Annotated in this window: 22 protein-coding genes, 1 other RNA gene and 2 pseudogenes; 2 read left to right on the top strand and 23 right to left on the bottom strand. The window is 40.6% G+C overall.

The features are described 5' to 3' along the window. Positions 1 to 141: 141 nt before the first annotated feature. Positions 142 to 1347: an NAD(P)-dependent oxidoreductase gene (locus tag HX004_RS06735; RefSeq protein WP_286441579.1), complete on the bottom strand. Its 1206-nt coding sequence runs from the start codon at positions 1345 to 1347 to the stop codon at positions 142 to 144. A gap of 163 nt (positions 1348 to 1510) precedes the next feature. On the opposite strand from HX004_RS06735, the gene ssrA reads away from it, so the two are divergent. Beyond that, positions 1511 to 1907, top strand: a transfer-messenger RNA (tmRNA) gene (ssrA, locus tag HX004_RS06730). A 736-nt stretch (positions 1908 to 2643) separates the two neighbouring features. Here the strand turns inward: ssrA and HX004_RS06725 are convergent. Both HX004_RS06725 and HX004_RS06720 read right to left on the bottom strand, forming a co-directional pair. Next, positions 2644 to 3441: pseudogene (locus HX004_RS06725) on the bottom strand (recombinase family protein); the annotation flags it as partial. A 26-nt stretch (positions 3442 to 3467) separates the two neighbouring features. After that, positions 3468 to 3629 (bottom strand): hypothetical protein, encoded by a 162-nt coding sequence (locus HX004_RS06720; protein WP_169311983.1) that lies wholly within the window; start codon positions 3627 to 3629, stop codon positions 3468 to 3470. A gap of 551 nt (positions 3630 to 4180) precedes the next feature. On the opposite strand from HX004_RS06720, the gene HX004_RS06715 reads away from it, so the two are divergent. Beyond that, positions 4181 to 4810, top strand: a complete 630-nt coding sequence (locus HX004_RS06715) for an antirestriction protein ArdA (protein ID WP_286441578.1) — start codon at positions 4181 to 4183, stop codon at positions 4808 to 4810. 299 nt (positions 4811 to 5109) lie between these two features. Here HX004_RS06715 and HX004_RS06710 read toward each other — a convergent pair whose 3' ends face one another. The 20 genes and pseudogenes from HX004_RS06710 to HX004_RS06615 all read right to left on the bottom strand — a co-directional run bounded on the left by HX004_RS06710 (position 5110) and on the right by HX004_RS06615 (position 24379). Next, complete coding sequence (locus HX004_RS06710; RefSeq protein ID WP_286441577.1) at positions 5110 to 5547, bottom strand: response regulator; 438 nt, start codon at positions 5545 to 5547, stop codon at positions 5110 to 5112. Positions 5548 to 5882: 335 nt separating this feature from the next. After that, positions 5883 to 6329 carry a DUF3872 domain-containing protein gene (locus HX004_RS06705; RefSeq protein WP_286441576.1) on the bottom strand — a complete coding sequence of 149 codons (447 nt, stop codon included), beginning with the start codon at positions 6327 to 6329 and terminating at the stop codon, positions 5883 to 5885. 11 nt (positions 6330 to 6340) lie between these two features. Then, positions 6341 to 6898, bottom strand: coding sequence for a conjugal transfer protein TraO (locus HX004_RS06700; protein WP_286441575.1), 558 nt, complete (start codon positions 6896 to 6898; stop codon positions 6341 to 6343). A 98-nt stretch (positions 6899 to 6996) separates the two neighbouring features. After that, positions 6997 to 7899 (bottom strand): conjugative transposon protein TraN, encoded by a 903-nt coding sequence (gene traN / locus HX004_RS06695; protein ID WP_286441574.1) that lies wholly within the window; start codon positions 7897 to 7899, stop codon positions 6997 to 6999. Between the two features lie 101 nt (positions 7900 to 8000). Beyond that, entirely contained in the window at positions 8001 to 9326 is a 1326-nt protein-coding gene (gene traM / locus HX004_RS06690) for a conjugative transposon protein TraM (protein WP_286441573.1), read from the bottom strand. Then, positions 9313 to 9597, bottom strand: coding sequence for a nitrogen regulatory IIA protein (locus tag HX004_RS06685; protein ID WP_260040305.1), 285 nt, complete (start codon positions 9595 to 9597; stop codon positions 9313 to 9315). Before HX004_RS06685 ends, traM begins: the two co-directional genes overlap by 14 nt. Positions 9598 to 9610: 13 nt before the next feature. After that, positions 9611 to 10030 carry a hypothetical protein gene (locus HX004_RS06680; RefSeq protein ID WP_286441572.1) on the bottom strand — a complete coding sequence of 140 codons (420 nt, stop codon included), beginning with the start codon at positions 10028 to 10030 and terminating at the stop codon, positions 9611 to 9613. Positions 10031 to 10040: 10 nt separating this feature from the next. Beyond that, positions 10041 to 10664 carry a conjugative transposon protein TraK gene (gene traK, locus HX004_RS06675; protein ID WP_286441571.1) on the bottom strand — a complete coding sequence of 208 codons (624 nt, stop codon included), beginning with the start codon at positions 10662 to 10664 and terminating at the stop codon, positions 10041 to 10043. Positions 10665 to 10677: 13 nt separating this feature from the next. Continuing rightward, positions 10678 to 11673, bottom strand: a complete 996-nt coding sequence (gene traJ, locus HX004_RS06670) for a conjugative transposon protein TraJ (protein ID WP_286441570.1) — start codon at positions 11671 to 11673, stop codon at positions 10678 to 10680. 3 nt (positions 11674 to 11676) lie between these two features. Continuing rightward, entirely contained in the window at positions 11677 to 12309 is a 633-nt protein-coding gene (locus HX004_RS06665) for a DUF4141 domain-containing protein (RefSeq protein WP_286441569.1), read from the bottom strand. Positions 12310 to 12330: 21 nt separating this feature from the next. Then, positions 12331 to 14888, bottom strand: a pseudogene (locus tag HX004_RS06660) (TraG family conjugative transposon ATPase). After that, positions 14885 to 15217 carry a DUF4133 domain-containing protein gene (locus tag HX004_RS06655; protein ID WP_286441568.1) on the bottom strand — a complete coding sequence of 111 codons (333 nt, stop codon included), beginning with the start codon at positions 15215 to 15217 and terminating at the stop codon, positions 14885 to 14887. The pseudogene HX004_RS06660 and the gene HX004_RS06655 overlap by 4 nt, the downstream one beginning before the upstream one ends. 11 nt (positions 15218 to 15228) lie before the next feature. Beyond that, the gene (locus HX004_RS06650) at positions 15229 to 15534 is read right to left on the bottom strand and encodes a DUF4134 domain-containing protein (protein WP_286441567.1); all 306 of its coding nucleotides are present in this window, start codon (positions 15532 to 15534) and stop codon (positions 15229 to 15231) included. Between the two features lie 202 nt (positions 15535 to 15736). Then, on the bottom strand, positions 15737 to 16321 hold the full coding sequence (locus tag HX004_RS06645) for a hypothetical protein (RefSeq protein ID WP_286441566.1): 585 nt from the start codon (positions 16319 to 16321) through the stop codon (positions 15737 to 15739). Positions 16322 to 16374: 53 nt separating this feature from the next. Further along, positions 16375 to 18657: an anti-phage 6A-MBL system cap2_3 protein gene (gene cap2-3, locus HX004_RS06640; protein WP_286441565.1), complete on the bottom strand. Its 2283-nt coding sequence runs from the start codon at positions 18655 to 18657 to the stop codon at positions 16375 to 16377. Then, positions 18644 to 19807 (bottom strand): anti-phage 6A-MBL system MBL-fold protein, encoded by a 1164-nt coding sequence (gene mblB, locus HX004_RS06635; RefSeq protein WP_286441564.1) that lies wholly within the window; start codon positions 19805 to 19807, stop codon positions 18644 to 18646. Before mblB ends, cap2-3 begins: the two co-directional genes overlap by 14 nt. A 297-nt stretch (positions 19808 to 20104) precedes the next feature. Next, positions 20105 to 22837 carry a tetratricopeptide repeat protein gene (locus HX004_RS06630; RefSeq protein ID WP_286441563.1) on the bottom strand — a complete coding sequence of 911 codons (2733 nt, stop codon included), beginning with the start codon at positions 22835 to 22837 and terminating at the stop codon, positions 20105 to 20107. A gap of 182 nt (positions 22838 to 23019) precedes the next feature. Then, complete coding sequence (locus tag HX004_RS06625) at positions 23020 to 23658, bottom strand: conjugal transfer protein TraD (protein ID WP_286441562.1); 639 nt, start codon at positions 23656 to 23658, stop codon at positions 23020 to 23022. Positions 23659 to 23660: 2 nt separating this feature from the next. After that, positions 23661 to 23945 carry a DUF3408 domain-containing protein gene (locus HX004_RS06620; protein WP_286441561.1) on the bottom strand — a complete coding sequence of 95 codons (285 nt, stop codon included), beginning with the start codon at positions 23943 to 23945 and terminating at the stop codon, positions 23661 to 23663. 11 nt (positions 23946 to 23956) lie between these two features. Beyond that, on the bottom strand, positions 23957 to 24379 hold the full coding sequence (locus HX004_RS06615; protein WP_286441560.1) for a DUF3408 domain-containing protein: 423 nt from the start codon (positions 24377 to 24379) through the stop codon (positions 23957 to 23959). Positions 24380 to 24382 lie beyond the last annotated feature (3 nt).

The following is a 24382-nucleotide window of genomic DNA, read 5'->3' as shown; positions in this document are numbered from 1 at the left end:
GTAGGTCCTGTTTTGAGATTGTAAATTTCGCAACAAATATACGGAGTAAAACTATTTTTTTAGGGATTTTTCAAACAATATTTGATTTTGGCATACTCTTAACAATTTATGCTTGAAGTATGCCAAAAACTATATTGATATTTATTTGCCGTCTACGTAGTCTTGTAGGTAAGCAAAACGCTCTGTTAAACGACCATTTTGAGTAACGGTTGCACGGGCTAAGATTTGATCTTTGTCATCATTGAAAAAGGCAGGTAGAATTTCGTTTAAAAACACTTCTCCAAAGCCTTCACTAGCATCTTTCGGCAACTCACAAGGGAGGTTGTCAATAGCCATTACGGTAATGGCTGCAGGGTGATCAAAGGCTACTTCTTCGTTTTTCCCTGGGTGATATCCATATAAAGGATCTGCGATAGTAGAAGCTCTTAGTGTACTGTCAATGGGTCCGTGATCCACATCACAAGAGACATCTCCTACTACTTGAATTTTATTGTCAATGGCATTCAACATTTCTTTCGTCAAGATTTTTGGTGAACCGTGTTTGAAGAAATGCCCCGTGATTAGTACATCCGTAACTTTTGTAAAGCGCTCAAAATTGCTTTCGTATTGTTCAGGATTCGCATAGAAATCAGCTTTAGTAGCCTCTCCTCCATCTTTGCGTTTGTAGTAATCCATTACTTCTAATTGGGTGTAAACGGGAACGTCGTATTTCTGGGTCAAGAAATGTTCAATTGAAACTTTTTTGGCTTTCATTCCATTTAAAATTTCCATGATACCGTGACTGACTTTTCCATTTCCGGTTACAGCAATTTTGATTGGCGGGAAATATTGCTTTTTCAACTGAGCAATTAAATCTTCCGTATGTAGCATATGCTCCGCTTTTTTTAGCGTAAATAGCTCATATTTTAATCCAAAAGCGCGCAGTGTATTATAAGCTCCTACGATACCAGCATAACGTCCAAAACCAATTAAGCGTTTGTTATTCTCTGTAACTAATGTTTCGTGATCAATTAAGCGAATATTTTTAGCTAAACAAGTTTGTAAGATATTTCTATTGTATTCTTGTTCTTTGATGGTATGCGAAAAGAAAAAGTAGGTTTTGTTGGGAATTAAAGCCTCTACAGGAACCTCTTTTACACCTACTAAAACATCACAGTCCGCTAAATCATCGCTTAATGTGAGGTTTAGGTCAGCATACGCTTGGTCAGGAAAGATTCTGATGTCCGAGGGTTCCACTACTGCTTCTAGGGTGTCATAGGTTTTTAATGCCTTTGCTAGAATTTCAGGTGTAAACACAACACGTCTATCAGGAGGACTTTTTCGTTCCTTAATAATGCCAATTTTCATAATATGTATAATAAATTAGTTGTTTCGTTTTTTGCGGGTGGTTCTGGCAAATATAGCTGTATTTCTCTGTTATTCCAAAAAACCCAACTTTTTTCAGCATTAAAGGTTGTATTCTTTATTTTAAAATTGTAATTTTGCAATCTCTTAAAAACTTATTCTATAAGGGGTCGATCGGTTTTGACAGCGAGTGGAATTAGTTAGTAAGCACGTCGAGCGTTGTTGTTTAGCTCGTAAATATCAGACAACGAACTTTTTAAACGGCGAAAATAATTACGCTTTAGCTGCATAATCTGAATTATAGTAAGATTGCCTTAGTTTCCACCAGGTGGAAGAGCTAGATTCTCCTTAAGAGCCTTGGTTTGTGGCGCTTTGTTGAGGGGAACCGTAAAATAAACCTAGGAAGGTTAGTGTCTCGGACATCTTCCGAAATCTTAGAGGCTAAGTCAGTAGTGGTTGTTTCAAACCAAGCTGCTGATCGAAAATTCAAGTTGAAACTAAGCGTGTAGAAAGCTCTCTGATTGCTTGTTTGGACCCGAGTTCGATTCTCGGCGACTCCACCTCTGGGGACAAGTCTAAAAAAGAAAGACTTGTCCCTTTTTTTTCATCTTGCAACTCATTGTTATTCTGATAGATAAGAGCAACAGCGGAATTTAGTCTCCGAGTTCGATGTTGTACACCGTCAAATTCTAAATAATCAGGGAATATCGAACTCACTATAAGTCTTTTTTCCTCAATATCGCCGTTTTCATAACGTCTATCAATGTTTGCGACCTTTTTTAATGCGGAAGCTACTAAGTCTTTTATCTCCGTTCCGGTTACAGCCAAATTGTTTAATCTCTTTTCTAAAACCTCAATCTTGCCTTTGGTCAATTTCTTTACTTCTTTGAAATCATCGTCTGCCATTTCTCCATCGGCATTCTTTAAAAGTGCATTTTGATAGCGTTTATTCAGCGCATTAATCTCATCTATGATATTTGTCCTTTCGGTATTTTGGGCTTTGGTTTTGTTATTGAAATCTTTTATAAATGCCTCAATAAACACATCGACCATTCCCTCTTTTGGTGATAGATGCCGTAATTGCTTTATGAAAGCCTCATTGACAGTTTCGGCTTTAAATCGTGTTCCACAGGAGGATATACAATGATAATAGTAGTAGTAATTTCCCATTTTACCTTTTGATGCGCTCCCTGTGAGCATCCTATCGCACTTAGGGTTAGGGCATTTAATAAACCCTCTAAGTGGTAAGTTTTCAATGGACACTATCTTAGGTTTTATTTTCCTTTTTCTACCATCGAGAACGTCTTGCACATCGTCAAACAGTTTTTCACTAATTAACGGCTCGTGTTGTCCGGTAACTAAAAAACCTTTTTCCTCTTTGTAGGGCGGAACGAATATTTTACCACAGTATAACGGGTTTCGTATCGCTAACCAAAAATTGTTTTTACTGAACCTGGCTCTTCCTTTTGCTTTCTCCCTAACCATCTTCCAAATCTGTTCGGTATTGAAACTGTTGGAAGCGATTTGCTCAAATGCCCATTTTAGTAACGGAGCTTCAAAGTCATGCAGGGCAATGTATTTCTTTTTGTCATCTGTTATCTTATTGACATAACCCAATGGAGCAACCCCCATATATCGACCCTCCTTTCTTGCCCTCCGCATCCCGTGAAAAATGTTCAATGCACGCCTGTCGTTCTCAACTTCCGGTGAAGCGAGATAGAATGCAAGCATGATTTTGTTTTCGGGAATGCTGAGGTCTAAGGGCTGTTCTATTGCCATAGGTTCAACCCCGAATGCCTTTAATTGGTTAATCATTTGATAGGCATCTCCAGCGTTTCTACTGAATCTATCCCATTTAGTGAACAGAACTATCGAACCAATTCTATTGTATTTGTTTTTGCGCAGAGTGGATAAAAATTTTTGCCATTCTGGACGCTGGAAAGATTTAGCCGAATGGTCTTCTATGTACACATTTCTTATCGGAATGCCTTTAATTTCACAATATTTTCTTAGCCTTTCTTCTTGGTCACGTTGCGAATACCCCTTGTCCGCCTGCTCGTCTGTCGATACTCGTATGTATAAATCTGCCTTTCTCATCACAACAGTTTTCCTTGTTCATTAGATTAAAGTTTTCCTCTTAGATACTGGTTAACTGCAATATGAGCTATCTTCTTAACAAAATCCAAGATGGTTTTTGCTTCCTCTATATCGACCTCTGTTCCTTTCTTTTTCAAGATTTGTATAACTCGTTCAGGAGTTAAATCGTTCGTTTTTTCTTTCTCCATCCTCAACTCATTTTGCCTGTTAACCGTTCGGATTAATCCGCATAGACAAACTTATCGAGTTGATGGAAGGAGTATTAGAATATGTCTTCTTACTGGATTACTTGGCTTAGATTGGCTCATAGCATTACAATAGCCTAAGCACATTTACGGCATTCGCTTAGCTACTGACCGCAAAAGAGCTTATGGCTATGATTGGGAACAGGAGATTGAAGATGTCGTTCCACAGATTTGGCTGTTCCACTCCAAACTTCAATCACCTGTAGCTGTACCAACAGATATTAAATTCTTTCTGAACCATTTCCCAAATGCTATCCTCACTACTTCCACGATTGGTTTTACGTAAAAGTCGAGTATGCCTGTTGTTTACGTTTCATGGAGCAAAGGTATGTCCGTGTTCTTAACGTAGTCAAAAGGTCAAGACAAGTTTGGAAAAAAAATCTCCACCTATGGGTAGTATTTTTTTTCCAAAACCTTGTGCCTACTAAACACTAACCTTTTATGCTCCCGAAACGAAACACAGCATACTCCGGCTCTTTACACGAATAAAAAAAATGTCAGGCATGAGGATTAAAAGCATTGAAACAAAACAACAGCACCTCCTCTCATTGCCGAATAAATCAAAAAAAATAATTCAAAACAGTAAAGAAATGATACAGCAAATAAACACATCGGAAGCAAGCGTATATGTCGGCACATACGGAAAATATAATGACGGTTCAATCTTCGGGGAATGGCTAAAGCTGTCCGACTATGCAGATAAAAAAGAGTTTTACACGGCTTGCAAGGAGTTACACAATGACGAGGCAGACCCCGAATTTATGTTTCAAGATTACGAGAACATCCCGAACGGCTTAATCGGCGAATGTTGGCTAAGCGACAATATTTTTGATGTTTTGGAGGCTTTGGAAGATATGGACGAGAGCCGACAAGAAGCATTCCTAATATGGTGCGACAACAAAAGCCACAAGCTAAGCGAGGACGACATTAACGACCTTATAAGTGATTTTGACGATGATTATATAGGTGAATACAAGGACGAGGAAGATTTTGCCTATGAACAGATAGAGCAAATGGATTTACCCGAATTTGCAAAAAGGTACTTCGATTATGAGGCTTTTGCCCGTGACCTATTTTGCTGTGATTATTGGAGCGATAACGGTCATGTATTTTACAATTCCTAACCCATAGGCGACCATCTGCAAAGGTGGTCGCCTAAAAAATAATTAAAGTTTTAAAAAATGACCTCAAAGCATGATACGGGCATGATTCGGAAAAATGCTTTACTCTAAAATTCGGTCGGGCAAAAAGACAGATCTTTCCCAGGTCGGAACCGTCTTTTTGCAGAAAGCGGAACAACCACTTTGTAAAATGCTCCGTTCCACAATACCAACACATCTGTATTTCCCAAACAGGTTGTGTCGTAGTGGACTACTTTCTTTCATGAGTGAAACGAAAAAGAAAGTAGCAAAGAAACCAATATTTATGATTGACTTTTAAAATATTCCGTCACTATTCCACTAATCCCTACACTGAAATATTTTTTGTTTTCGCTCAATGCTCTAATGGCTGTCACTAATTCTTCGGGATCGGAAAATTTCAAGACATACCCCGATACACCTGCCTTTAGCACATCCCTTACACGCTCGGTGTCGTCTTCCGTACTTGAAATTAGGACTTTTAAATCGGGGTGTTTTTTGAGCAAAACTTTAGCGGTGGCAAAGTTTTCCTCGATGATACAGACATCCGGCCACCCGCCATGCTCTTTTAACTTTTGCAGGGCTTCCTGTCCGTTGCCTGTTTGGAACAATACCGTATAGCCCGAATTTTCGAGTTGCTTTACAGACATATCCCGAAGCTTTGCATTATCATCTATGACCGCTACACAAACATTGTTTTTGTTTTCTTTTCCAGTATTCATAATATCTGTTTTAAAGTAGCGACCTGCAATAAAAAAAGCGCAGGCAACTACACTTACTCGATACTGGGGTACTGGTATACCTTATCTCCAAATAAGCGAGCGCCCACGCCTATAGCGTGAGCGTTCTTACTTATTGTCTCGGAGATATAAAAATTACCAGTTTTCAGTACCAAGACTTAAAGCAAAAACACTTTAAGTATTTTAATATTTTCTATTAGCAAAGATAACGAAGCGGTTTATTATACACAATAATATAATCCTATCCTTTAGGAGTAAAATACACTATATATTAAGCCTAAAAAAATCCCGCCACATCGGGCAGGATTTTTCTGTCTTTAATCACGGCTGTTAAACTGGAAACTTATCTGTTTTTCGTTCCCGAAATTGTCCGAAATCCAAACATCAAACGACTGTGATACGGTCGATTGAGCCGTGTAGTACAACCTAAACTGTGTCTGTGGCAACACGTACAGGTCATTGGGCATATACGGCGGTTCGCTGTAATACCGCAATGCTCCCTGTCCGTCAAACTGGAAATAGCGGATAAAGTATTTCGCATCGCTGAAATTGCCCGACCGTTGAACGGTAATCCGTATTTCAACGGTCTGTCCTTTCGTCAACTCTTTGGGTACGGGCATCACCTGTACCTCAAAAGGGTAATTCTGCCTGATGTCGAGTTCGTCTTTTTCGCACGAGGTCAGCACCACGGAGCAGACCAACATCGCCAAGAGCATAAACGTTGCCTGTAAATGAAGCCTGTATTTTCTGATTAATGTTTTCATTGCAAATCATTTTAAAAGTTAAACCTTAGTCCAATCCCTGCCGATGGACGAAACTGTTTCAAATCCGTACCCCAAAGCACTTTTGTCCGCCCTTGCAGGAGCAGGACAAAACGGTCGGACAGGTATGTTTCAAGTGTGAGCCGTCCGCCTGTACCATAGACAAAATTGTCTTTGTCAAGGATGGTTGAGCCGTCCGGTAGCACTGCCTCGCTCCGGTTGATGGTTTCGTAACCTGCCACGGCTGTAAGCCCTGCATTCAGCGTGATGGTCTTCCGTGCATCGCCCAATAGCTGAAGACTGTAACCCACCTCGCCCGTATAGGTTTCGAGCGGTATCTGTACATCCCTGTAACCGGAAAGCTGATGGGCATATTCCGCACCCCATATCCAGTAATTGCCGTTCTTTCCGTTCACGGTAAGGGTCAAATTCAGATAGTAATTGTCGCTTACTTCTTTGGACAGCATACCTGCGTTTACTTCCAATCCCTTTTGTTTGGGGAGCATTCGCTGTGCCTGTACCGCCGTGATGCTCCACATGGCAAGCACCACGGCAAAAATGTATGTTTTCATCTTTATAATTTTCTTTTTAATGGTGATGAAGCTTGCATGGGTTCATATAAAATACTTTAAGGCAACCCATGCAGGTATCATTGTTCTTTCGTTTTGGGTTAATTAATCTTTAGGTGCATATCGTTTATCAACTTGGCATTTACGAGGTCGGAATTTTCCACCTGTAAGGTTTGCTGTCTGCCACCGTTCTTTTCAAAGATTTCAATCACGAGTACCTTGTCATCCGTGATGGTAAACTGGTCGAGCAGGAACACGTTTTGGTCTGTCGTATTGCCCGTGATTTCACCGAGCGTTTTGTACGTCCTTAGTGGTTGCATTGCCTTTTCCTGTACCACGGTACGCTTGGCGACTTTCTTGTCCACCACCTTGAAATTCACAAAATCAATATTGAACGGCACATTGCTTTTGTTGCGCAGTTCCGTATGGAAATAGAATTTTCCATGATGCACGTAGATACCTTTCAGCAGAAATTGTATGCCGTAGCTTTTCGACCCGATATGCTTTACAATCCGTTTGTTTTTCTTGTAAATCGTTTCCATGAGCAAGCCTGCCAGTGACGGAGAATTGCCCCCTAATTCCTCAAACAGAACATCGTTGCCGTTTTCCCTGTCCGATGCCTTTTGCATCGTCAGCAAATCATAATTCAGCGTTGAGGGATAAGCACTGTAAAAGACGTTGAAATTGTAGAAACGACCATCGTCCGTAATGACGGAAAAATTGGTTTCCTCGTCAAAATCCCTTACGCTTGCCTTAATGCGCAAGACGTTTTCCGCATCTTCGGCTTTGCCTGCGATAAGGTATTCACTGCCCAAATCCACGTAGCGGATAGCGGACGGGAATATCAGATGCGAGGTTTTGCTGTACGTCACCTGCATTTCGTAAGGCTCTACCTTGCCCATACTCAATTTTGTGGTATTGGATGCAACTTGCTGTGCATTTGCTCCTGTGATAAATAGGGTCAAACAGACCATTGCCAAGAGGCTTTTAAATATTGCGTTCATATCGTTATTATTTTATTTTTAATGGTGATATGGAATGTCCATGTGTGTTGATTTTTTGGGAAACATGGACATTTCATTTTCGTTTTTATTTTAGTTGAACATTAGTTTTTTGAAACAAGGAAAATTTGATGACCGGCTTTGACGGTTACTTTGGGTGTCCTCACTTTCTTGGAGAAGTAGCCCGATACACCCTGTACCACGCCACGGGAAAGGTCGCCTGCCATCTGTTGACCTGCCGAGCGTGTCATCATAATGGACGTACCGGAGGTTTGGCTCATGTTGGAGGCTATCTCACTTAGGGCGTTCATTTCGGGCGAATATGGCACATATAGCCCTTGCTGTCCGTCCACATCGTACACGGTTATATCGACCGGAATAATGTTGCCCTCATATTCGATGGACGTTACTTTTAACTGCAATCTGCCACCTTGAAACTTGGCATTTGCCGTTAGTACCGTTCCTGCCGGAATGGAGCGGACAGGCGTTTGTGCCGTTTCCAGCAGGCGCAAACGCACACCGCTTTCGCCCGTCACGACCTGTGTTTCCTGTACCACTGCCTTGATGCTGTTTTTGGGCTGTATGACCTGTTCCGAAACACCTGCCGTATAAAAGCCACGGTTTCGGGTTTCGTTCCAGTTTGCCAAAAAAGCACTGTCGGTCGGTTCACGGTACAATGCTGAAACCGTATTTTTCCTTACAGGAGTGAAAGCCACAAAATGCTCCTTTTGTGAGGCACTCTTTGCGGAAACCATTGTGTCCGTACTGTTCGGCTGTGCCGGAGTTTGTGGCAGGTAACGGGAAGCCATTTCGTATGACTTTTCCATCAAAGCCAGTTGGTCTTCCATTGTTGTTACAGGCGGTACGTCTTTTTCTGCCAACTGTTCTTTGAGTTCCTCAATCTGTTTGCGGAGTTCCTGCGTTTCGTAATCGCTGTTGTCGTAGAACGAGGTCAGCGTACTTTGCGCATTGCGGTAACTGTTCAGAGCAGGGTTGCTGTTCCTGCGTGTACCACCGCCGTAACCGTAGCCGTCTTCGTAAACCTCATCCGGTTGCTCCGCTTCCGGATCGGCGGTACTGTCCTCGCTCCAATAGTCGGATAGTGACAGGAGCGAATTGCGCTTTTCCTGCATTTTCTGTTCGAGCAGTTCCTGTTCATAAGCCTTTTGCTTATCGGATTGAAGCCCTGCATCGCTTGCCTGCGGTACGGCATCGTTCAGGCCAATATCCTCGACCGCTTTCTTATCGGAGGACGGTTTGAAGATTAGGTACATACAGCCGAGGAACACCACGCCCATAAGGGCAAAAATGATAGGCTTCTTTAGCTTGTCGGCTTTGTTCTGCGCCCCGTCTTGGGTCGCATCCATTCCGTTTTTCGGGTCGTCATCTTCGACCAAAAAACTCACCTTTTTGTTTTCACTGTCTTTCATGATTTTTATCTTTTAAGATTGTTTTAATACTGTCCTGCGGAGATACCGAGGAATTGTTTTGCCTAATGGGGTTTTCGATATGCTCAATGGTCATGGTATTATCGGAATGCGCTACATCGTAGCACACTTTCAACAGTACGATGACGGACAGCAGTGCATAGCCTGCAAAGAGCAGTAGTGTATAGCGATGCTGTTTTGCAACAGGCATCGCTCGCCACTGTCCATCGAGCTTGTCAAACCAATTACTGATTGCTGTTCTTAGATTTTTCATGCCTTAATCTATTTTAGAAACTGAACCGCTTTTGCCTGTGAACCGCCTTTTGCTCCGGTACATCGCTCACCATTGCGATTGCCTCCTTTGCTTTGGGAGCGGTCACTACGGACAGGTCGGTCAGTTTCTCTTGTTTCAGTAATTGCCCAAACTGGTCTTTTCTCGCAACCTCCATTTTATTGAGGAAGAATTTGCCGTTTAGGTATTTCACCCACATACAGCATTCTACACGGGGTTTGTCACCGCCTGCCCATTGCAGGTAGCCTGTCAGCAACAATTCCTGTTTAGCTATACCTTTGGGGTTGTCGGCGAGGTATTCGCTGATGCTGTCTTTCAATTTTCCGGCATACGCACCCTGCGTTTGGAAATAGCCGTCATACCCTTTGGCGGTAAGGATTTTGGCAAATGTGTTCAAATCTGATATTGCTTCCATAATCTTGATTTTAGCGGTCTATGACTTCAACATCCCTGTTTTCCAACACGGCAAACTTTTCGATATTGAAACCTTGCGGATTGTTGTCAGACTTGACCGAGTTTAACAATAGGCATGAAGTGACCAAATTCCGTCTGGTCACATTGCTTGGACGGATGATAAACTGTTTGGCATACGTCCGTACTGCATAGGGATAGGTATCGAAGTTGCAGACCACGCTGTCCACTTCGATGCGCTGTTGCACGTTGCCCGAAATGATACGGTTGTAATAGCCTTTTTCCGAAAGGTCTTTGTAATAATCAAATGCCGATTTATCGGCAAGATTAAAAGCCCTTTTCATGTTGCTTTCGATAGCGTTCTTATCCGGTGCAAGCGTAAAGAACAGTTCATGGAAACGCTTAACGTGTTCCCTTGCCTCAACAGGTCTGTTGATGCTCGCATCCTGCGACAATGCCAACATCAAGGATTTACCGTTATCCAGTATATAAACCTTTTGGCGTTGCGCTTCCGCAAACTCATAGGCTTTCCATACGCTAAAACCTACCACAGTGGTACAGAGTACCGCAAATACGATGGCATACAGCCGTATTTGCCTAAAGCTGTTTTCTATGTTTCTTAGTGTTTTAAATTCCATTGCTTTTTGATTTTTATTTGTTCATTAACCTGCCACCGATATTGCCTGCCACAGCACCCGTTCCGGCTCCGGCGATGTTTCCTGTTTTCGATGCCGTCTGATTGACGTTGCGCATGAAGTTTCCTGCGCCTCCGGCTTGGATAACCCAACCTGCAACCGTGGGAACAGTGAAGTAACCCACTATGCCAATCAACATGAAAATGACATACACCGTGTTGGATGTGTCGGGGATGTAGGTCGGGTCGGCAAGCATATCAATATCCCGTTCGATGATGAGGGTCTGTATCTTGGCGAGCATGGAGCTGAACATATCGGCAATGGGCAACCATAGATACACGCTGATATATCGGGTCAGCCATTGCGTGAGTGTGGACTGAAAACCATCCCACACTGAAATCGCAAAGGCAATCGGCCCGAGTATAGACAGCACGATAAGGAAGAACGTCCGTATGGTATCTATGACCAGTGCCGAGGCTTGGAAAAGGACTTCCAGTAGTTCCCGAAACCAGTCACGGATGCTTTTCTTTAAATCGTACATTCCACGCTCCATGTACATACCCGATATGGCGACCAAATCAGACGGTGACCATCCCAATTCTTCGAGTTTCTTGTCAAATTCGGCATCGCTTACGAGGTAAGCGGTTTCGGGGTTGCGGAGCATCGCCTCCCGTTCCAACAGGTCTTTTTGTTCCTGTAACTTGTTCAAGTCAAGCACTTGGTTTTCGAGCATCGCATTTGTACCTTTTACCACCGGACTTAGCACCGCATTGATAGTTCCCAAGACGATGGTCGGGAAGAACATAATGCAAAGACCAATGGCGAACGGTCGCAGGAGCGGAAACACGTCTATCGGTTCGGCACGGCTCAAAGCCTGCCACACTTTCAGTGCTACGTAGAACAGTGCGCCCAATCCGGCGATGCCCTTAGCCACTGTCGCCATATCGGCAGACAGTGGGAGCATCTCATCATACAGCGAGCGCAGGAGTTCATGAAGATTGTTCCATTCCATAGCTTACCAGTATTTTTGTTCAGAAGTTCCGTACAGTTCAAGCACCCTTTTAGTGTTGTTCTGTTTCTTAGCCCTCAAAATGCTTACGGAGATATTCTTATTGGTGAAATACCGGACAAGGCTGTGATAGTCTTTGACCTCTTTGTACACCCTGTCGATGATGTCCATACGTTCCTTATCGTTTAGGGAAAGCGAGGTCGAGGTAACAATCTGTTTCAGTTCTTTGAGCAGTTCCGTACTCTCGCTCAAGAGCGTGGAATAACCGTTGGCGATTGCCGTCAGTTCCTGCGGACTGAAATTCGGGTCGTTCATCATTTTGCCAAAATTGTTTACATACATTTCGGACACATCGCCAACGAGCAAAACTGTCTGTTGTACCTTACGGGCATCTTTCACAAGGTTGCTTACGGCTTTCAGTTTGTCGTAATACTCTTTGCCCTGTTCGTAAACTCGCTTTACCTCATTGAAATTTTTTACCACGTTGGAAACAGTGGAGGAAGTCTGTATGATTTCATTCGCACTGTTGATAATACCCGATGCAAGGTTTGCAGGGTCGGTTACTACAAATTGCGCCTTAGCGGACGGTGCAACGGCAAGCATAAATGCCGTACACACCAGTAACATTACTTTTTTCATTGTTCTGATTTTTTTAAATGATTAATAACTATTTGCGTTATCACGCCTTTGTTGGGCAATGCGCTTGATTGCCAGTTCCACATTGCCGTCCAGTTCGGAAGCCAGTTGCGTGACTTCCATCTTTTCGGTTTCTTCCGTGGTATAGGCTAAGTATTCTTCGAGCGATACCTCTGTCGCATACACGGCGGAGTGTGTACCGCCAAGCCCAATCCACACCTCTTTGTAAAGCCTTGACGGGTCGTTGTTCTGATTGATGGAAAGGATTTGCGCCTTTTCCTTTTCCGTCAGTCCGAGCATCGCCTGTATGTCGTCAAACTTGTTCATGTACTTGCGTTGGTCTAAGAGGATTTTGCAGTCGGAGTTGTTGATGATACTTTCCTTGACCACGGGTGATTGGATAATGTCGTCCACCTCCTGCGTTACCACGATTGCCTCACCAAAGAATTTCCGCACCGTCTTAAATAGGTACTTGATGTACTCCGCCATGCCCTCTTTGGCGATGGCTTTCCACGCTTCCTCAATGAGTATCATTTTACGCACACCTTTGAGCCTGCGCATCTTGTTGATGAAGACCTCCATAATGATGATGGTCACTATGGGAAAGAGGATTTTGTGGTCTTTTATCGCATCAATTTCAAAGACTATAAAGCGTTTGGAAAGCAGGTCGAGTTGCTTGTCCGAGTTGAGCAGGTAATCGTATTCACCGCCACGGTAATAAGGCTCTAATACATTGAGGAAGCCTGCGAGGTCAAAGTCTTTTTCCCTTACCTGTTTTTCTTCGAGTACCCTTTTGTAATCACCCCGTACATACTCATAAAATCCGTTGAAAGAGGGATATTCATCGCTTTGCTTGATACGGTCGATGTAACCGCTCACGGCATTGGACAACGCCACTTCCTCCGAACGGGTCGGCGGTTCATCGTCACGCTTCCATAGCGTAAGGATGAGTGTTTTGATACTTTCCCTTTTTTCAATGTCGAATACTCCATCATCCGTAAAAAATGGATTGAATGCTATAGGGTTATCCTCGGTATAGGTAAAGTACACACCGTCTTTGCCCTTTGTCTTACCCTTAATCAGTTCGCACAATCCTTGATAGGAATTACCCGTATCGACCAATAGTACATGAGAGCCTTGCTCATAATACTGCCTCACCATGTGATTGGTGAAGAATGATTTTCCACTTCCAGTTTGGAGGGTTGGCGGGCTACTCAATTAAGAATAGCCCGCCAACCCCCAGATGGGCCTAACACGAAGCGATTTCGATTTGTTATAATGCCTCGCTTCATAGGCAAATCTGATATATCCAAATGGATGGGTTTTCCTGTCAGTCGGTCTGCCATCTTGATACCGAAAGGCGATGGCGAGCTTTGGTAATTGGTTTCCTCGGTGAAGAAACACAGGGCAGGTTCAATGAACGTGTAAAAACTTTCCTCTGCCGGAAAATCACCTGCATTGCCTGCCATACCTGCCCAATACAGTGTGGCAACATCCACGGTGTTGTGCCTCGGCTTGCATTCCATCAAAGCGAGCGCACTTCCCGTGTCGTTCTTTAACTGTTTGAGTTCGTTCGGGTCATCCGACCATGCCATCACGTTGAAGTGCGCACGGATAGAGGACAGCCCGAAGCTGTGCGCTTCGTTCAGATACCTTTCTATCCATTCTTTGTTAATCTGATTGGCTCGACTGTACCTCGCCAGTGAGTGCATATTACGTGCGGACTTTTCAAACTTGCGCAGGTTCTCATCGCTGTTGTCCAAAAACAGGTACTGGTTATAGATATGGTTACAGCTAAGGAGCAGACCGACCGGAGAGGCAAAGGACAGCAGGCAATCGCTCCTGTCCGTGGACAATTTTTCATACCTCGAATTGGACGATACCGTATTGGGCAAATCGTCCGTATCGGACAGCGTGTGCAGGCATAGCCTTTTGTTTCCGATACGCATATCCTCACTGCCCAAAGCTATATCCTGCATAGGCGTTCCGGCTTCCCTTGACAGGGTAAGGTACTGTTCGAGCAATCCCTGTCTGTCGCCTGTTCCGATGATGTCATCCTCGGTCAAGCGTTCCAGTTTCACAAAACCACTGTCATTGATAATGCGCTCAAACTGTGCGACCGCTTCCATAAACCTGCGCACGGTTTCTTTATCCCTAATTTCTTTCGGGATAAGAACGCCTTTGCAAAGCGAACTAAAGTTGCTCTGCATCCGCATCCTTTCCTTTGTCGTCTTGGTTAGGAACAGGTAACAGTAATGGTTTAAAAAAGGACGTTCGTTGAAATGCTGTTGATAGGATTTTGCAAGAAAAGTCAATCCGTCCTGTGCAATATCCGGCGCATAATTTTCCTTGATGTACCAGTCCTGTTTGTGTACAATGGTGTAATCCGGCAAAGTCTTGATAGCCTTGTGCCATGCCGAATGAATGGCATCGTATTCTGCCGATGCTACCGTGAACAGTTCTGGCAGGTGTACCCGAAAGCAAGCCGTGATGTCCGCATCCTTTGAAATGATGCAGTTCTGTTCCACTGCCAGTAATGGAAACTTGCTCTCCAACGTTGTGGCTTTTCCTGTATTTCTCATAAATGACTGGATTTAGAAGTGAATTTTAAATAGCGGTGTACGGCTCTGCGACAGATGATGTATTTCGGATGCCTTTTCTTTGCCCCGACTTTCATTAGTCCGTGTTCGCCGTATTTACCGTTCAATGCGAATGTTTGCCATACGATGAGCGATGCTCCGCCTGCCCCGACAAACAGGCAGATGTAAGGGTTTACACCTGCCATGTACATAATCATGACGAGGATAAGCACACCGAGCAGACCACCTGCGAAGATGAACAGGTACTGTGCTTTCAGCCCTTTGAACTCGACCGTTCTGCCGATACCTTTATTGATATTGTAATTGCTCATAGGTCGTCGGCTTAAAGGAAGAATGAGCGGAGAATGGTCGCCGCTACGATTAAGAAGATACAAGCCCCAAACCACGACGCCGCTGTCTTGCTTGTATCGGGGTCTCCGCTACTAAATTTGTTGTACACCTTAACGCCTCCGATTAGTCCGACCACCGCCCCGATGGCATAAATCAACTGCGTTGCAGGGTCGAAGTAACTCGTTACCATCTGCGTAGCCTCTTGGATGCCTGCCGAGCCGTTGCCCTGTGCGAACACACCAAATGCCGACAGTAACGCAACGCCTGTCAGCCATACTTTTTTGCTTTGTTTTTCCATGATTTAACTGAATTAAATTGTTATTGCCTGCCCACCCCGTGTGGGCTTTCGCAACAAAAGTCTTATGGAAATCGAAGCGGTAAGGGAAAGTGGAATTCCGTGGAATTAGTTGGCAGTATGTGGAAGGATAGGTAGGAAAAGAGTATAAAAAAACGCATCATGTAATTAACCATGATGCGTTAAATGAATAATTCTTATTACTTTATCGACTCTCTTTTGCTAAGACATTTGCAACAAATCTTCGCCCTCTATTTTGTGCTCCCTTAACAACAAGTAAGTATTGAACCAATAAAAAACAAAAGTAATATACACTGATCGGTCGAGAGGCAATTAGAATAGCAGGCAATCCAATAAAAACTATAAAAAGAAAACATAAAGAAGTTAAATCCCTAGCTAGTAAAAAAGCTCGATGACTCTCAGAAATCACAATATCCAAAGAATTCTTTCTGTAGATTTTATACCATAGTTTATTTTGATCTAAAGGATTTTTGGGTAAAGAACCATATATTTCCTTTAGCTTTTTTCTATCAATTCGAGGATCTTCTTTACTTATCCTAGAGAATGCTACTGATCCAGGTAAAGGATTTTTGAATTTCCAAAATACCAGTACTGCTTTTTGGTTACTTGACAACAATCCATTTAACAAAAATAAAAGTAAAGGAGCAATGGAAGCTCCTAAACCTTTTAATATGAAAATAACATCAAATTCTTGTGTTATCTCTTTAAAGTAAAGCGGAAAAAACACACCACATATAATCAAAATATTTGCAGAAAGTAAAATCCACAATTGAGGCGTGTTCTTTGCCTTTAAATTAACTTCTTTCTCCATGCTACAATTGTTTAAAAAACGTAAGGGTAAAGTCCAGTTGGAGTAATAATGGATAAAAATACAGGCAATGGCGGTTGAAGATTACTACATTCTTCTTTGTGCTTCTTCACGCTTTCCATATCCTGTTTACTAAGACAATTAGGCCCATTAGGATGAGTGTGCCACTCGCCGACATAACCTATTTGTCCCCCTGAACTGTTTTCTATTTTAGAGATCTCTTTCGATAATCCATCATTTCCCCTTATAAAATGTGTTGAACTGCCCTTGCTATCCAAAGGAGCTTTAATTGATCCCGTAACATGAATTGTCTTTGTTTTATAATTACAAACACCCACAAAAACACCTCCTGTTTCAGTTTGTCCAGCAAGTAAAAATTCTTTGGTTAGCTGTTCGATAATTTCGGGTTTAAAACGAATTGTCCAACTAGAATCATTAACAACTTGAAAAATATCAAATGGTTTGACATTTAATACATGTGTCTCAATCGTGTAATCTTCTGTGTCTATAATATTGTTTAAATATATTTTCCCATCCTTAGCCGGATTAGCCATTTCTTTTTTAAGAATACCTGAAAAGTATGAGGCATGTGATGATATTTTGTCATCTGATAAAATTGTGGTTTCAGAATTACATCCAACACCAACTTGAACAATAAAACCACTCGATCGAGCTGTTGTTTGTTCTCTCTGAAGCCAGTTTTGAATGTTTTTATTGCTTTCAGATAGACTGTATAAATATGACTGTAGGTCATCTAATCTTGGATTTCTTGACTCACCTTCTTTATACATTATTCCTAAATTTCCAAAATCAGAAATGAATGTGCTGGCAACCCTATTTGTATCTAAACTTTTCAGTGTAGCCAATTTATTAAAGAATGCTTCAGACGCAGTAAAATCTAATATCCAATTATATATTTCGAATGTTGATTTTTGATCTATTAGTCCATCTTTAAAGGAGGGACCATTTATAACATTCGTTTGTTCATAAGGATATATTTTCTTTATTTTTTCTGCTAATGCTTCTGCTTTATTTTGCCCTACATCTTCTCCAAACAAGCTATGTCTAACTAAATTATGTGGGGAAATATAGTCTGGATCAATCAACGTCAAGTTTGTTTGTCCAGATCTTGCCAAGTGCATTATTATCTTAGAACCGATGGCTCCACATCCAAAAACAACGTGTCTTTCATTACCTAAAGAAAGATTCATCCCTGATATATGACTAGCTAATTTTTGCGTTAGAGGCTGGTTGTGTGATAGCATATCAATAGATATGTTATTGACAATTTTTTCCTGTTCGATGTCACTGGAAGTTACTTTAAAGCGTAGGTTTATGAATTCTACATTCGATGAATAGCCAATCAGTTGACTAGGTCTACGTATTCCAATTATTACAGGAAAATAGATATATTCGTTTATTTTACTATAGGTAGTAATGAATTTTTCAAACTCTTTATATTTAATATGATAATACTCACAAAACAATTTAAACTCGTCCCATGACCTTGGAATATTTACTTCATATTCTCGTCTTATCACATCTTCTTCACTCCATAGCACATATCCGTAATAATATTTCTTTCTTGTAACATCTTCTTTGTCTTTTTTACGTTCCTCGTCAACTTCCTTAATAGTAGTAAGTGCATTTTTATCAGTAATCAGCCTAACAAATTTATACGTATACCTACCCGAATTATTCGGACGTTCGAACAAGACAATTGAAAACTTATCTCCAAATTCAAAAGCTGCTTTATTAGCAACAACAGTCAGAAGGGTATCATAGTCATAAATTATACTTCCCGAGTATCCCTCTAATCTCAATGGTTCATATTGTTCACCATTTTCAGTTAACTCACCTGTAGCACCATCTCTAAGCCAGTTGCTTATTCGTATTACGAGGTCTTCAATCCTTTTATTTGCATACCATTCGTCTGCATTTCCTCTTACATAACAGAAGGCCGGCGGGCGATTATTAACTGCTACATAAAGATGAGCAAGATTGTTTTTAGGAAAATCTAACCTGTCAGTATAAACTCGAGGAGCTGAAACTGGATAATTAATTAAATCAAACACAAAAATAACAGGCTCTTTTTCTCTAATGTCTAAATCGTCAAAATTCCCCAGACTAGGTAAGTCAATATTGATCTCAATTGGAATAGCAATTCTACTATTTCCCCAATCCAAAATCTTTACTTGATCACCTTGAAGTTGACATAATGATTTTAGAGAATCCTGAAATTCAGGATTCTCTATATCATTAGTAAATAACGGCAGGCTATCACTAAACTTCTCCATTTCCGTATTTTGAAGTGGTGTTTACAATACCTAAACCAGCTCCTCCGGCAACCTTAGCTGAACCCTCAACCTGCTTAGGTTTTACTATTCCTTGAGAAGTAACCTCAAAGACGATTGGTTGCGGAATCTTGTTAACTATGTTATATGTAGTAGTATTCAGAAAATTTCCATCCGTTACTTTTTTAACATACTCGCGTTTAGCCTCATAATGAGGTGGATTATCCTCGTCATTTAAGATTTTCTTACTTGATGCAATAACCTTTGCATTATTCCTCCTGTAGTTTAAAACTTCCAATGAAGTATCTTTCGGATCAGGATTTTCTTCTTGTGGCCTATCGTTAAAGAATGACCAAGAGCAGTGATGAGGAGAAAGAAATAAATCCCATTTCAAAGCATGTTCATTTTTGTACTTTTTAGTTTTTTCTAAAATAATACACCATGAAGTGTGATCAGAATCCCCCCCAAACATTGCAAGAGTTGAGAAATCTTGCTGATAAGATGTCTTTTTAAATCTCGCTTGAAACACAATGCTCGTTGAATTTTTTTTATCGTCACCTAATGCTTCAAGATGTTCCTTGAAGGGGGCATGGATGAATATTGAAAACAATACTTGATTTCGGTCATTAAAGCGGTCTACTATGTCTCCTGGTTTAGCTCTTAAATGATCTAAGTCTTTATAATCTGTACTTCCGTCATACCCGATAATCTTAATTCTATTTCCTGCATTATCCTTTTTAGGGTCTTTGTTTCGATGTAGTGAAAGCCGGCGTTCTGCTTCCTTTTGGTAAGCATCTTCATCATCATTTGTATGTTCCTCAGCAATCATTGGAGAAAACCACATTGTGTCTACTCTGATAAGCCCTTCCTTCTTATCACTTTCTGAATATTTTTCGGGAGCTCCTTGATAGAAGTGCTTTTTAAAGCCTCTACAATGATCTTGATCACCATGAGTTAAGATAAATACGTCAACATAGGGTATACCATTACTATACTGCAAGCTTTGCAATAAATCTTTTTTAACGTCATATGTTTCGTCGTTGTCACAATTCCTGATGTTACAATCAACCACAATGGTTGTTTTGTCTTCCAAAGTAATTAGAGAGGTATCTCCATTACCAACTGGGTAATACTTAATAGTAGCGTTTGCCATTTAATTTTCTTTTTTATTTAATACTTTTATCATTATCGTCTACCTAATTTTATAAAAATGGTAGTCCCAGCATAAACATTAGCAAAGCCAGACGATCATTGACCACTATAAGAAAAGAAAATGACAATTATATTTGCACAAATAACAAGTTTGTTTACTTTTGTGCTATTCCAATCACAATATCATTTATCCATTCTCATAAGTGGACACTTGAAAGAAACAGTAGGCATAGTTTAAGTTGTCGCATTTCTTAAACTATGCTTAAATTTCTCTAATATTTTTGTTTACGTTTTTATTCTATTTCTTTCTCAAATTTTCCACCTCCTTTTTTAAATCATTAATAGTTTCTGTTAGCTCTTTACCAGCCTTAAGGTATTCCATTGGATAATCTTCCTTGAGCTCATTCATCATTAGGTAATATATAGGCTTCAGCATAGTTCTAAGATCCAAATCATTATTATCACTAAACATATCTAAAGCAATATCATATTCTCTTTTAGCAATAAGTAACAGGAAAAATTCTACAAGTTCTGAAATATTTCTGTGAGCATAGCTATCATCATCAGTGCTGTTATGTAAAATGGCAGCTTGCTTTTTTACAATGCCTATTGCTTCCGTCAAATTGTCGTTCCACAATAGTATTTTAGCATAAAGTAACTCAAAGCGACTATTTATATCGTCTGGTTTGTATTTCTCAAGCAACTCTTTTGTGAATTTTTTCCTATTGTTTCTCTTAGATCTATAGATGCTCTGTACCCAACATCCTATCACAGAAGTATCGCCTAATTCTATTGCTTTCTCAAACATTTTATCCGACTTCTCAAACAGCCCTTCTCTGTGAAAGAGATGAGCCAACTGATGTGCTGATTCAGCATCATTATGTGATACTCCATTTTCAAGAACAGCAATTGCCATGTCGTTTTGTTTCTGTCTAAGATATAATCTTGCTAATTGAGTATACCCATCAATTTCTCCCTTGTCAATGGCTAATTTAAATTGCTCCTCCGCTTTTTTGAAACTTGGTTTGCTTTTAAACATGTAGAGTCTTCCAAGATTAATATTACTATCCTCTTCGTTCTCCTTAACCGCATTCAAAAGAGCTATCTCAGCATCTTTTTTCTTTTTCATTTTAGAAAACAATTTTGCCAAAGCAGTATTAGATTTATCTAATTTAGCCTCTACAGCATCTCTAAAATATTTCTCTGCCATTTCAAAATCATTAAGATCTAAATAAATATTTCCTAAGGAAATCAATGACTGTTTAAAATTCTTTGTCACAGCTTGTTTATGATATTTTATCGCTGACTCGTAATCCTTTCTCTTTTTATAAATACTACCTAACCTATTAGCAGCATATGGATGAGGATGTGGTAATGTCAATGACTTCTCATAATATTCTATAGCTTTATCAGGATCATTTAAGTGCATGTCATAAATAACTCCTAATGTGGTGGATGTAAATGTATTTTGATCATCTAAATTCCAAGCTGATTTTGCTGCGTCTAATGCTTTTTCATGATCTCCTTGCATTAAATAAACAGATGTAGCTAACATGAAATAATCAATATCTTTATTTTCTACATCGTTGAGTCGACTAACAGCTTCATCAAAACGCTCATCTTTTAAGAGCTTTTTAATGTCATCTAATACATCCTTTTCAGCAGTTTTTGCCCCTTTTAATATTCTGTCTGGTAAGATAGAATTAGTAGTACTAATCAATTCTTCCTTTAAATTCTCCGGGATGTTCTCGCAAGACAAAAATGTATTACCCATATCTATTGCAGCAACAGCGTCATACTTACCATCTTTAAGGTTGCTAATATGATTTTTAAGTCTTTTAGTTAGCTCACTTTCGTCACACCAAGCATCAAAAAATCGAACTAGCCATATCACATTTTCCTTATCATGTTTTCTTCCAAACCTCATTAAGTACCAAATATTCATAAAGCGTTCCTTTATTCTATATAAATGATTCTTTGTAGAAGTAGGCACCTTCTCAATCAATTGATTTTTTTCTAGATATGATAGTATCGATGATATATTTTTGCTTTCCAATCTAGTCCGCTTTGCGATTTCTTTAACAGAAATCGCGTCCCATTTTCTAGCTATAGCATCAATTACTTTCTGTTGTTGAGTTGAAAGTTGATCTAACTCAGACTTGTATAATAGTGTTAATGTATCTATAAGAAGATAAAGGTCTTTAATAGCCTTGCCATTTTCATTATCTAAAAAAATCTGAAAAAGATAAGAGATTGTTCTTGGTACACCTCCAGTTAATCTTCTTAACGCTTCAACTCTACCGGGGTAATTCTCAATAATCTCTTTAATCTGATTCTCCTCTCCATATTGTTGACCAATTTTTATTAGAAGTTTTTCGCAATCTTGTTGATTCAGCCCATCCAATTGCACCGTATTAAAAAACTTATAAAATGGATCGCCAAAGTCAATTGTTCCATCATTGAAAGAAGTTGAAGAACCTATTATTCTAAAATGAGATTCAGAGGTTAAAATTGACTTAAGTCGCTTTTTTTCGTATTCATTTAGCTTCTTTAAAAAAAAGTTAACATTCTCGATAAAAAGAATGGCCGTTTTGTTTTTTGACTTCAGAAACTTTTGCAAAAAACTAAATGATGCTTTTTCATAATCTTCTTCCGTGTCAATAATCTTCTCAATGGAATCAGATAGTTTTTCCTTATAAAAATTATCATCAATTCCCATAGCTATAGCCTCCCAAAGATTCGTTAGATCAGATAAATTGTATTGTTCTTCCGAGAAAATAATAGGAAGGTAGATATCCGACAGCAGCTTTTCATCAAGTATAGCGTAATTCAGTCTATGCATTAATGTTGTTTTTCCAGCACCGCGCTGTCCAATAATAATAGTGTTTAAAGATTTACTTTTAATATCTCCATTCACTAAAATGTCTTTGATATAATCAAACTCATTTGTTCGTACAACAAACCCATCTACTATAGCAGACTTAGACTTGCTCCCAGTATTGTTTCTTAAAAATATATCTTGCTCACTCATAGTTGACGATAAAAATTTTGTCAAATATAGTGACTATTTTTTTATCGTCAAAATTTTTGACGATTTTTTTATCGCTAAAATTATTAATCTGAAAATTAGCACAAAAAAAGAGCACGTGTATAATCGTATACATGTACTCTCTAGATGAACTTTTGCTATGTCCAATGAAACATACCTAAAAATCACACAAACTCCCCGATGTCGAAATCTTCCAAATCACTTTTCCGCAAATCGGGAGAACTGAAATCCGTTCCGGCGGAGAGGCTCTTGTCCAACAACTCTGCAATCTTCCGTGAAGCCCCATCCATTGAGTTTTCGAGCAGGCTTAACAATTCCGTTCCCTGTAATCGCTGAACTATATCCACCGCTTTCTGTTGCTGGTCAGGTTCAAGTGTATCTTGCTCCAACCATGCCCCCACGGTTGTCAGTTCATCAAAGGTAACCCCTGTGGCAAACTCATTGTCGCCGTCCTCAAACCCGTATTCATCCCATTCGTCTTCCTCATTTTCAAAATCTGACATACTCCCGAAAACTTCATCCGGTTCTCCCTCAATCTGCGGATTTTCCAATCCTAAACCTATCCCGTAGGCTTCTGCATCAAAATTATCAGCAATCCCGTCACGTTCGCCGGATTGGCTCTCTGTGGCACTCATGGGCAACGTGTGTCGCTCCACGGGCTTTGGAAGCCCCATAATATCCGGCAGGTCGGGTCTTTTGTGTTCCGGCTTTATCTCCCTGCGGACGGTCTTATTGATAACCAACTTATCTTTCAGCAACAGGATAATGACGATGATAAGGCATATTACAATCAATGTTTCCATAGCTATAATATTGGCTTTTGGTTTCGGGCATGGATGGTATTTATTTCCTCACCGAAATCCTCAAAGTGCTGTTTCAATACGCTATGCAGATAATCTGTCAGCGTGATTTCCCCGTCTCCGAGAATACAGACGATACGGGATAATTTCTTGTGGAAATCGGGGCAGATATACACCGACTTTCCACACCTTGCGACAACTCCGGTCGGTCTTAGAAAGACAGACTTGTATCGGGCTATGCGCAGTACCTTTTTTGGTTGGTTTTGCTGTTGTTGCTGTTGCTTTTTCATAATCAAATACTTTAAAAAATGGGTTTAAACTTATCGTTGAAATCATCGGTGATGGCTTTTTCAAACTGTTCAAAATGGTGTTCGAGAATATTGTCCAAATAGGCATACAAGGGTATCTTGTCCTCGCCGATGACCTGCACGATACGGGAAAGCCGTTCGTGGTATTCCTGCCGGATGTAGATGCTCTTATCGCCTCGGCGTGTCATGGTATGGCTGTTGAGAAACCGCTCGCCATAGCCCATATCGGAAGCCCTCTTTTGCCGTGTTCGCTCTTTGGCTACGAGCTTTTCCGTGGGTATTTCCTTTGGCGGTTCTGCCGTTGGCTCTTGGGGTGCTACCGCCTGTTGGGGCTTCTTTGTTTCACCTGCCATAATCGACATGAGATATGCCTCGTCAATCGGCGCATTCGGTTTTTTCTTGTTGTCGTTGTCCATAGC

The sequence above is a fragment of the Myroides sp. 1354 genome, from assembly GCF_030324495.1.
Lineage (GTDB): Bacteria > Bacteroidota > Bacteroidia > Flavobacteriales > Flavobacteriaceae > Flavobacterium.
Note: the sequence above shows the minus strand (reverse complement) of the source record. Positions and strands in the feature narration are given on the sequence as shown.